Source organism: Arachidicoccus sp., from assembly GCF_050436765.1.
Classification (GTDB): Bacteria; Bacteroidota; Bacteroidia; order Chitinophagales; family Chitinophagaceae; genus Arachidicoccus.
Genome location: NZ_JBNQGD010000190.1, coordinates 1 through 10,985 on the forward strand (window position 1 = coordinate 1; position 10,985 = coordinate 10,985).

At 36.9% G+C, this 10,985-nt stretch carries 12 protein-coding genes; 11 read left to right on the forward strand and 1 reads right to left on the reverse strand.

Going from position 1 to position 10,985, the window contains the following annotated elements:
• Nucleotides 1-332: 332 nt before the first annotated feature.
• Nucleotides 333-1,436, reverse strand: coding sequence for a redoxin domain-containing protein (locus ACQR30_RS08260; RefSeq protein ID WP_429733930.1), 1,104 nt, complete (start codon nucleotides 1,434-1,436; stop codon nucleotides 333-335).
• Nucleotides 1,437-1,626: 190 nt separating this feature from the next.
• Between ACQR30_RS08260 and ACQR30_RS08265 the strand changes: the two genes are divergently transcribed.
• From ACQR30_RS08265 to ACQR30_RS08315, 11 genes are all read left to right on the forward strand, one after another.
• Complete coding sequence (locus tag ACQR30_RS08265) at nucleotides 1,627-2,157, forward strand: LptE family protein (RefSeq protein WP_429733932.1); 531 nt, start codon at nucleotides 1,627-1,629, stop codon at nucleotides 2,155-2,157.
• 23 nt (nucleotides 2,158-2,180) lie between these two features.
• Entirely contained in the window at nucleotides 2,181-2,936 is a 756-nt protein-coding gene (locus ACQR30_RS08270; protein ID WP_429733934.1) for a hypothetical protein, read from the forward strand.
• Between the two features lie 10 nt (nucleotides 2,937-2,946).
• Nucleotides 2,947-3,291, forward strand: a complete 345-nt coding sequence (gene secG / locus ACQR30_RS08275) for a preprotein translocase subunit SecG (protein WP_429733936.1) — start codon at nucleotides 2,947-2,949, stop codon at nucleotides 3,289-3,291.
• Between the two features lie 110 nt (nucleotides 3,292-3,401).
• Entirely contained in the window at nucleotides 3,402-4,427 is a 1,026-nt protein-coding gene (gene mltG, locus ACQR30_RS08280) for an endolytic transglycosylase MltG (RefSeq protein WP_429733938.1), read from the forward strand.
• Nucleotides 4,428-4,496: 69 nt separating this feature from the next.
• Nucleotides 4,497-5,387, forward strand: coding sequence for a YihY/virulence factor BrkB family protein (locus tag ACQR30_RS08285; RefSeq protein WP_429733940.1), 891 nt, complete (start codon nucleotides 4,497-4,499; stop codon nucleotides 5,385-5,387).
• Nucleotides 5,388-5,420: 33 nt separating this feature from the next.
• Nucleotides 5,421-6,620, forward strand: a complete 1,200-nt coding sequence (locus ACQR30_RS08290; RefSeq protein ID WP_429733942.1) for an Fmu (Sun) domain-containing protein — start codon at nucleotides 5,421-5,423, stop codon at nucleotides 6,618-6,620.
• A 20-nt stretch (nucleotides 6,621-6,640) separates the two neighbouring features.
• Entirely contained in the window at nucleotides 6,641-6,952 is a 312-nt protein-coding gene (locus tag ACQR30_RS08295) for an FtsB family cell division protein (RefSeq protein ID WP_429733944.1), read from the forward strand.
• A 97-nt stretch (nucleotides 6,953-7,049) separates the two neighbouring features.
• On the forward strand, nucleotides 7,050-7,691 hold the full coding sequence (gene nth / locus ACQR30_RS08300; protein WP_429733946.1) for an endonuclease III: 642 nt from the start codon (nucleotides 7,050-7,052) through the stop codon (nucleotides 7,689-7,691).
• 107 nt (nucleotides 7,692-7,798) lie between these two features.
• The gene (locus tag ACQR30_RS08305; protein ID WP_429733948.1) at nucleotides 7,799-8,800 is read left to right on the forward strand and encodes a zinc-binding dehydrogenase; all 1,002 of its coding nucleotides are present in this window, start codon (nucleotides 7,799-7,801) and stop codon (nucleotides 8,798-8,800) included.
• A gap of 64 nt (nucleotides 8,801-8,864) precedes the next feature.
• Entirely contained in the window at nucleotides 8,865-9,722 is an 858-nt protein-coding gene (tatC, locus tag ACQR30_RS08310) for a twin-arginine translocase subunit TatC (protein WP_429733950.1), read from the forward strand.
• Between the two features lie 46 nt (nucleotides 9,723-9,768).
• Nucleotides 9,769-10,704 (forward strand): IS3 family transposase, encoded by a 936-nt coding sequence (locus tag ACQR30_RS08315; RefSeq protein WP_429733952.1) that lies wholly within the window; start codon nucleotides 9,769-9,771, stop codon nucleotides 10,702-10,704.
• The last annotated feature ends 281 nt before the right edge of the window (nucleotides 10,705-10,985 follow it).

Here is a 10,985-nt window from a genome sequence, read left to right on the forward strand (position 1 = left end):
CTGCGTTGGAGCACTAAACGTTGGTGGTCATCTATCACCCATTCAACAATCTCCCCCTGTTTAAACTCTATTGCCTGAGCAACGGCAGCAGGGAAATTGACGTACCACTGCTCACTCTTTGCCCTTTTTATTATCTGTATTTTAGTCGGATATCCCATATCTAGTTGTTTAACTAGATATAAAGATCAAAAAAAATAACGATATAACCAACTATAGCGCTATCTTTTTTAATCTTATCTAGAAAAGGGCCAAACTAGAGATAAAAATAAAACAAGCCGTTCAAAATTTGAACGGCTTGTTTTATTTTTATTATCTGTCTGGTCCTGAAATTTTTATTTTAAAACCTCAGCTAATTTGTCGGATAAATCTGCACCCCGCAAATTGTGCGCAACAATTACCCCATTAGGGTCGATTAAAAAATTAGCCGGTATTGCGCGTACACCATACTGCATCGCTACTTCATTTCCCCAACCTTTTAAATCGGAGACTTGTGTCCATGCCAGCTTATCATGATCAATCGCTTTTTGCCAGGCAGCTTTATCGTTATCTAAAGAAACACCCAATACGGTAAAATTCTTACTTTTATATTGATTAAATGTTTTTACAACATTTGGATTTTCTGCCCGACAAGGGCCACACCAGCTTGCCCAAAAATCAACCAAAACATATTTACCTTTAAAATCCGAAAGGCTCACGGGTTTACCATTCACATCGTTTAGGGTAAATAATGGAGCGTTTTGTCCAACCGCTGTTTTTTTCATTTTAGCCAATTGCTCAGCCATTTTCTTACCTGTGGCAGAATTTTGCAAAGAAGTATCTAATGAAGTAAACATTTTATTCAAATCAGCATATGCAGTGGAGTAAGTCAATGTTTGCAATCTACCAAGGCTTACGTAACTTTTAGGATGGTCTGCAATAAAAGACTTAGTCTTTACTTCAATTAATTTATCAAGGCTATCCACTTGTTTTTCGATTGCAGCAGTAGTGGCAGTATCATTCATCTGACGAGCCGTTTGATATTTTCCGTACGCACTGTCTTCCTGAGTAGTATATTCCTTTATCGATGCCTTATAGGCCTCAAAATCGTCCTGTGTAGGAGAGCCTGTAATTGTAGCCTTGTCCAAAGAATCGACATTGCCACTAATTTTTATCCCGGCATTTTGCAGATAAAACTGTACACCACTTCTCCTGTCTTTTAGATAAAGCGCAGCCATTGCCGGATGATCGGCCTTACCGGTGAAGGTAAATTTTCCATCTTTTACAGCGGCGGAATCTACTCTCATTGAGTCCCCAACACTGCTACTGAGGTAAATGTAGGGATCGGTCAGACCAGCAACATCTCCGTTAATAGTGTAACTGTCTTTCTTTGTTTGTTGGCAAGAAAATACTGTCATCGCCAGCATTGGCGCTAACAATAGAAAAAAATACTTTTTCATTTAAAAAATTTGGTTAGTTATTATATAATCAACATAAAGCTAACAAAAAAAATAGGATCATCGATTCTGCAACAAGGCTTTACAATTTGTTTCACAATTGTGAATATTGATTAGAAAATTTTTATTTGGTAAAAACAAAAGGATGATTTCTTTTTTTCGCTTTAACTTCGCTGGCAAAACGTATTGAAACATGCGCGCAATAAAAAATAAGTATACGGCATTTGCCTTTCTTTTCATTACTGGCCTTATACTTCTGTCCATATCGTTAAACTCTTGTGGTATTTATTCATTTCACGACGTAAGCGTACCCGACAGTGTAAAAACGATAAAGATCAACTATATAGAAAACAAAGCAACCTATGTAAATCCACGACTCAGTTCTCAGCTTACAGATGCCTTTGTGCGGTTGGTAGCCAATCAAACCAAACTTACGCGCGAAGATGACAATAATGCTGACTATGTAATTATCAGTACCATTACTTCTTATACCGTATCTACTTCGGGGGTTTCGGGCAATCAGGCAAGTCAAAACAGACTTACTGTTTCTGTACATATGAAATTCATTGATAATTTTAAGAAGGTTACTAAAGAATTCGATGTTAGTAGTAACTTCGACTTTGCGGCTAGTTTAAGTTTGCAACAGGCCGAATCCAAATTAATGCCGGATATCCTTAAAAATCTTTCAGAAGCCATGTTCAATAAAATTTTCGCAACCTGGTAGAAAATATATATTTTAGTTCCTAAATGAGTATCGAAAACAATATCGCAAATCAATTACTGGGCAAATCAGCTTTTGCAGAAACGGACGTTAAAGACTGGGAGTCATTAACCCAACAATATCCTTACTTTAGTCTGGCGCAATTACTGTTGACAAAAAAAATGTTAGCAAGTAATAATGCGAATTTCGCAAAGCAAGCGCGAAAAACAGCCTTGCATTTTAGCTATATACCTCAGCTCGACATTTTGTTATATAATGGCCCATTCAGTAAAGAATTATTTGCCGGTGCTATTGCTGAAGCAAAAGTTCCACCAAAACCGATATCCATCGCGACAGAAGAATTACAAAATGAGCGGCTTTCTTCTATGTTGGGACAGCAATTGGCAGCATTTAAAAAAACAATAGATAGCAATGAAAAACTTCTTATAGAAACCGAGCCTCTTTTTAAAACGGATTATTTTGCTTCTCAAGGCATTATTTTTACCAAGCAGCAAGATGCCTTAGGTGCAAAAGTCAAAAAGTTCACCGATTGGCTAAAGGATATTAAGAAAACAACCTCTGGAGAACCGCAATTAAATACAACGCCAGAAGAAGAAAAGAGAGCGGCAGCCCAAGCAATTGCCTCATTGGAAAGCGAAGAAACAATAACAGAATCAATGGCTGAAGTACTATTGCAACAAAACAAAAAAGAGCATGCAATAGAGATATACAAAAAATTAAGTTTGTTATATCCCGAAAAATCAACTTATTTTGCATCCAAAATAAATTTGTTACAGCGTTAAATAAAAAATTATGTCTCTGATATTTTTTATATTGGTAATCATTGTTAGTATCGTACTAGCTTTTTTTGTCTTAATACAAAACCCGGAAGGTGGTGGTCTTTCTGGTTCAATTGGTGGTTTCAGCAACCAAATAATGGGTGTAAAAAAAACCAACAACGTGTTAGAAAAGGGAACTTGGGTTTTTGCAGCTATTTTAAGCATTATGTGCTTATTTTCTGTAATCATTTTTAGTGGAAAATCTACTACAAATAACGACGGTTCACTCAAAAAATTGAATACCACAGCTCCTGCACAGCAACAAGCGCCAATGCCTGCTGCACCGCAGCAATCTACGCCGGCTACCCCCGTAAAATAGAATTACAATTCAAGTTGTAAAATAATATATTACCATTCCCCGCCTCACAAGGTGGGGAATTTTTGTTATTTTGCGGCAATTATAACTCATATATAGGCAAAATATATTCGATGAAAACTTTTGGAAAACTTATAACGGTTATCATTTTCATTACAGTCCTGATTGTAGGATGGCTTTTGTTTTCAAGAGCCACCTCCTTCAATGGTAAATTGAAACATATTTATGTCTATGCTTCTTCTCCCGCATCCTATCAGGCTCAAATAGCGGAGCAAATTAATAAAGGTGATATCATCGATAATATTACAATATTCAATTTCTTCGCCAATAATACCAACGCTTTTAAAGCGATTACCCCAGGAAGATTTACCATAAAAAGAGGAGAGAGTATCTATAGAATAATTCAGACATTTAAGCATAACCGCCAAGATACCGTGCACTTTACGATCAAAAGGGTACGCACACTCAAAGGTTTTGCCGCAATGCTCGGAAATAACTTTATTACAGATTCTGCGAAAAGCCTTGCTTTTATTAGCAACAATGATTCGCTACGACCTTTTGGTGTCGATACTTTTACTTTTACGACACTACTGCTTCCGGGTACGTACGATATGAAATGGCAATATAGCATGCCGCAAATTTTGAGTATTTTTGCCAAAACAAAAGAAAATTTCTGGCAATCAAACAATCGCAGAAACAGGGCAGCAGCACTAGGGCTAACACCTGAACAAGCAATTATTCTCGCTTCCATTGTCGAAGATGAAACACTAAAAGACAGCGAGAAAGATACCATCGCCAGTGTTTACTTAAATCGCTTAAGGCTTGGAATGCCTTTAGGTGCCGACCCAACTATAAAATTTGCTTTGAATGATTTTGCGATCAAAAGAATCTTATTGGAAGACTTGAAAGTTCAATCGCCCTATAACACCTATTTGAACAAAGGGTTACCACCTGGAGCCATATGTACGCCCGATTCCATTACAATAGACGCTGTATTAAATGCACCAAAGACCAATTATTTATTTTTTGTAGCGAAACCAGACTTTAGTGGCTACCATAATTTTAGTGTAGATTATAAATCTCATGCGTTGAAGGCAAAGCAGTACCAAGAAGCATTAGATGCACGCAATATTAAATAGCAAACGATAGTGACACCCTTCGAAAGAAAATTATTAAACAGTCCGCCACTCAAGCTTTTGAAAAAAATATTGAAAGCTCTCCCCGTGCCGGGAACGCACGATATTTCTTTTTATGATGTAACTGCATTGTTTGTCGAACAAGTAAATGAGGAAGGATTAAATGTACGTGCGGGAGCCATTTCCTTTAATCTGCTTATTGCTGTTCCAGCCTGCCTATTGTTTTTGTGCACACTGCTACCTTATATCACTAATTCAAAATTATTTTATTTTGAGTTACAGAATATGATTCTACATTTTACACCGAATGTGGGTGCAAGACAACTGATGCTGAAATTTTTAGAAGAAATCTTTAGTAAAACGAAAAACGGTTTGCTTTCACTAGGTTTCATTTTGGCTATTTTTTATTCCTCCAATGCCATGATGGGCATCATTCGAACATTCGACCGCTCCCTAAAAGAGAAAGCCAAAACCAACTTTATCAAGAAGCGCTTACGTGCAATGAAGCTTACCATGATACTTTTCATGCTATTCATAGGCACACTTATTATTTCTATGGGTCAGGGAATGCTTTTTCAAAGAATCATGCAAGTATTAAGTATCCACAACTTAAAAGTACAATTACTCATCAAAAATTTAAGATGGGTTGTCATCGCAGCACTCTTTTTATTCAGCACATGTTTTATTTATAAATATGCGCCTACGCTGGACAAGCGAAAAAAACTATTTTCTTTGGGTGCCATCATTGCGACTTGTTTACTTATCTTCTCAACGACTTTATTTTCATTTTGGGCACAAAACTTTTCAAATTATAGTAAATTTTATGGTTCCATCGGTTCCATTCTGGTAATGATGATGTTGATATTTGTCAACTCGTTTGTACTTCTGATCGGATATGAATTAGATTTAAGTATCGAAGAATTAAAAAGGCGGCAGTACTCAGCCGCTATAACGGGAAATTAATTATTCCAAAACTTCAGATATTTTTTCCTTCATATGAACAGCTATTTCCAAAAACATATAAGTCAGGCGGCCACATTAATTGCGCAATACAAAGGCACTGAGCCATTACAACATTTGCTGAAAAAATACTTCTCAGCCAATAAAAAGCATGGTTCAAAAGATAGAAAAGTAATTACGCATTTTTGTTACACATTTTTTAGAATAGGGAAGAATTTAGAAAATATCCCTATGGAAGAAAAATTAATGGCGGCAATCTTTATTTGCGACGGCATAGGAGAAAAAGAGCAGCCAAATTTTCCACAGCAGTGGCTACCATTTTCCTCTGGTACATTACCTGAAAGGATAGCTTTTATAAAAAATAGCTATCCCGACTTTCGGTTAGAAAAGATTTTCCCTTTCTCCGATCAACTTTCCAACAGTATTGATAATACCTTATTTCAGCAATCCTTCTTACAACAACCAAATCTATTTTTACGTATCAGGCCAGGTAATAAAAATACAGTGATTAAAAAATTAGCCATGGCGAATACTGCTTTTTTAATGATTGATGATAACTGTCTTTCTCTTGCCAATAATACTAAAATTGATCTCATATTAAAGTTAAACAAAGAAGTAGTGGTGCAGGACGTCAGTTCCCAGAAGACCGGTACTTTTTTAGAAGCTGTCAAAACATATTTCCCGGAAAATCATCCAGTTTCACTGTGGGATGCTTGCGCTGCCAGCGGCGGTAAATCTATATTGGCAAAAGATATTCTGCAGCATATTCAATTAAGTGTATCAGATATTCGGCCTTCTATATTGAAAAATCTAAAACAACGTTTTAAAGAAGCCGATATTAATCGATATGAACTATTCACTGCAGATTTATCAAAGCCCTTTTCATCTACTAAAAAATACGAATTGATTATTTGCGATGCGCCTTGCACTGGCTCAGGTACTTGGGCAAGAACACCAGAAAGCCTTTCTACATTCTCCATTGATAAGATAGATGAATTTCAATCTTTACAAAGAAAAATTATTTCTAATTGCATTCCCCACTTACAGCAAACAGGCTATTTTTTATATATCACCTGCTCCGTATTCGAAAAAGAAAATGAAGCCAACGTAGCCTTTATAGAAGAAAGATTTTCGCTTAAGTGCGTAAAAAAAGAATCCATTGTAGGTTATGCACAGAACGGAGATTGCATGTTCGCGGCATTGTTTTGTATGAAAAATAACCTTACTTTGTCCTAGCAATATAAATTTCGTAACCAATGAAAAAGGCATTAAAAATACTTTCTTATCTTAAAAACAAATACATAGTTGCGGTGTTGGTATTTTTGTTTCTGATGTTTTTTTATGATAGAAATGATTTTTTTGTGCAAATCCAACGGAAAAAAGAGTTGTCGACACTAGAAAAAAGCAAAGCCTTTTATCAATCAGAAATTGAAAAAACTAAGCAGGAATTAAACAATCTTGAAAGCAACCCGGTCTCATTAGAAAAATATGCTCGCGAAAATCTATTTATGAAACGCGATAATGAAGACGTCTTTATTGTGGACTCTACAAAGTCTAAAGGAAAATAATCCATCCATACAATTCTTTCTTTTCAACAGTGGTTTAGAAAGGGATAGCAAACAAACGATGCCCACTTTTTCACCCGTAAAATCGTACTTTAGCACTATGACTCGAAAAGAACGTTATGCTTATGTCATCGGCTATTTTGAAAAAAATGCGCCTGATGCAGAGACCGAATTAATTTACGACAACCCTTATCAACTCTTGGTTGCCGTAATATTATCCGCCCAATGTACAGATAAACGGGTGAACCTGACGACACCGGCAATTTTTCACCGATATCCAACAGCTGAGAAACTAAGCAAAGCTACATTTGATGAATTGTTTCCATTAATTCGCAGCATTTCATACCCCAACAATAAAACAAAACATTTAATTGGCATGGCCAAAATGCTTGTGGAAAATTTCAAATCAAACGTACCCATGACCGTAGCGGAACTCATTACGTTGCCTGGTGTAGGCCGTAAAACAGCGAATGTCATTACTTCTGTTATTGATGAACAGCCAAATATGGCCGTGGATACACACGTATTTAGGGTGTCAGCACGTATTGGCCTTACACTTAAAGCTACTACTCCTCTGGCAGCAGAAAAGCAGTTAGTAAAATTTATACCCAAAAATCTTATTCATAAGGCACATCATTGGCTCATTTTACATGGCCGCTATGTTTGTGTTGCGCGCAACCCTAAATGCGGGGAATGCGGTATACGCAAAGCGTGTAAATATTTTGAGAAATTAAAAGACTAAGCTCAATACTATGTCCAACGAGATAGCATTAACAAATCGAATATCTAATACAATCATGACAACCCTTTAACAACACATTTTGTATTTTTGAATAGAAAAAATCTATTATGAAAGCTGTTGTACTAAGAGGAATCGACGAGCCGTTAAGCATTGAAGAAATAACAAAACCTATTCCCGGACAAAACGAAGTATTGATAAGATTAAAAGCGGCTTCATTTAACAAAAGAGACTGGTGGATACAAAAAGGAAAATATGCGGGTCTAAAATTTCCAATAGTCCTGGGTTCCGATGGAAGCGGTGTTGTTGAGGCGATTGGTGAAGGTGTTAATAAATCAATTATCGGCAACGAAGTAGTCTTATATCCAGCAAAAAACTGGGGGGACAAAGAAGCCTTCCAAAGTAAGGAGTTTTCAATTATTGGTTTGCCCGAAAATGGTTGTTTTGCGCAATATATTTCTGTTCCTATAACGAACATATATCCTAAGCCTTCCCACTTATCTTACGAAGAAGCAGCCACTCTTCCGGTAGCGGGGCTTACCGCCTATCGGGCCTTATTTATTCGCGGCAATTGGCAACCGGGAGAAAAAGTATTGGTATCCGGCGTAGGTGGCGGGGCCGGCACTTTTGCTTTGCAATGGGCAGTAGCTGCAGGCGCAGAAGTTTGGGTAACCTCCGGTTCAGAAGAAAAAATTGCAAAAGCAATGAAGCTTGGAGCAAAGGGCGGCATCAATTATAAAATGGAAAACTGGCACGAATTACTGCAAACAAAAGCCGGAGAATTTGATGTAATTATTGATAGTGCGCTGGGTGATGGTTTTGTGCAATTAACGTCACTTGCCGCTAGAGGAGCACGTATCGTGTTTTTTGGTGGAACTGATGGAAATATTCCGGCAATAAATGGCCGTTCGATTTTTTGGAAACAGATAAGTATTCTTGGCACAACCTTAGGTTCTGAAAAAGATTTCGAACAAATGCTTGAATTTATCAGTGCGAAAAAAGTAAACCCTGTTATCGACAGCGTTTACACACTCACAGAGGTACAAACCGCTATGCGGGCAATGGATACAAGCGGAGAAAGGTTTGGCAAAATTGTTTTACAAATTGATTAATAGATTAATGGGCAAAATTGTCGATTCATAGTTACCTTTGCTGCTCAAATCTTGAAAGATTATTATGTTACAAAGGTTCCTAAATCGTAGAGGTGGATCAAATGCAGAGATGGCTTTTATTGACCATCTTGAAGAATTGCGGTGGCATATTCTAAGATCTGTAGTAGCTATTTTAATTCTAGCTATAGTTATTTTTAGTTTTCACGGATGGATTTTTGCCAATGTTATCGCAGGACCGATTAATCCGGATTTTATAAGCTATAGACTGTTTTGTCGATTAGGCGAAATCACAAAAGTATCTGGTTTATGCATGCCTCCTATTCATGTGGACATGCAATCCACAACTTTTGGTGGTCAATTCTTAGGCACTTTTACCATTGCTTTTGTAGGCGGATTTATCGTAGCATTTCCTTATATTTTTTGGGAATTTTGGAAATTCATAAAACCGGCTTTAAAAACCAATGAACTGAAGAATACCCGCTTTGCTATTTTCTGGGTGACCTTTTTCTTCTTTTTGGGGGCGGCATTCGGCTATTTCGTGTTAAGTCCTTTTACCTTTAATTTCCTGGCAGGTTTTCAGATAAGTGATATGCCGATGCTAACGACCCGACCTACGCTGAACGATTATTTATCTAATTTGATGAATATTATTTTGGGCTGCGGAGTCGCATTCGAATTGCCTGTAATGGCCTATGTACTCACTAAAGTAGGTGTTATTACGCCAAAATTTTTAAAACAAAAACGCAGGTATGCTATTGTCATTTTATTAATTGTTGCCGCATTTATCACCCCTAGTCCAGACTGGATAAGTCAGATGCTCGTATTCATACCGCTGATGTCACTGTACGAAATAGGTGTATTTGTGTCCAAAAAAGCCTATCGTGAAAGAGAAGAAAAGAATAAAAAGAATGAATGGAGTTAGGTCCGAAAACTAAATAAAAAATAAGAAAAAAAGCTGGCGTCAAACAGTGCAAGAGCTCCGACAAAGGCATCCAGAAATAAGCTTATGCTTCCTTTGTTCGCTGTTTGATGTAAGCAGACAAGCCTATTATGAGGCGCAAATTATCAGTGAGAGAACCTCAGTCGCCCATATGCTCGTATTAACACTGATTCATGAGTGGCGAGATGATATGCCGTTGCTGGGGATAAGAAAATTGTTTTATTTACTTACCCCAGAGCTTGAAAAACATAATATTAAGATGGGGCGAGATCAACTATTTGAACTACTCCGGTTTCATGGCTTGTTAATAAGACGAAGGCGGACTAAAATAATTAAAACCACAGATTCAAACCATTGGATGAAGAAGTATCCAAATCGAATCATTGACTTAACTATAGATGCTCCAGAACAGCTATGGATAACGGATATAACCTATATTCGAACCATAGACGGCTTCAATTATCTAAGCCTGGTTACTGACGCCTATTCTCGAAAAATAATTGGCCATTGTTTACATGAAACATTGGAAGCTATCGGGTGTGAACAAGCACTTGCATTAGCCATAGCATCCAGAACAAAAATGAACAGAATGTTTCCAACCATTCATCACTCCGATCGCGGTACCCAATATTGTTCTGCCAATTATACACAGATGCTCAAAGATGGAAATATTGATATCAGTATGACCCAAAGTGGAAGCCCTTATGAAAATGCCATGGCGGAAAGAGTGAATGGAATTATTAAAAACGAGTTCTTCCCAAAAGTTATCTATAAGAACCATCAGCAAGCACAAAAAGCAATTGAAAAAATTATTGATACTTACAATACGAAACGTCCTCATTTAAGCCTAAATTATCAAACACCTGATGAAGCCCATAATCTAAATGGGGAGATTAAAAAGGCGTGGAAGAATTATCCAAGGAAGCACAATAAAAAACCTGCTCTTATTGAAGATGAAGAATAGGTTTTCTTAGGAATAACGGAATTGCATATGCATAAAAAACCCAGACTAAAAATGTTCTGGGTGGTATGCATATCCGGCTGAATTAACCCTGGTAAGTTGTACCTCTACAGAGCTTACTTCTGTTTCATTCAGCAATACAAATTTAAGCTGTTATTTTTAATATTCACATAGCTCAATAGCAGTAACTGAAAATTATTTTAATGGATTTGAAACTAATATTCAAAAAGGAATCGCGGAAAAATTGAGTAATTTATTCTGAATTTTTTTTTTAATAAACAACA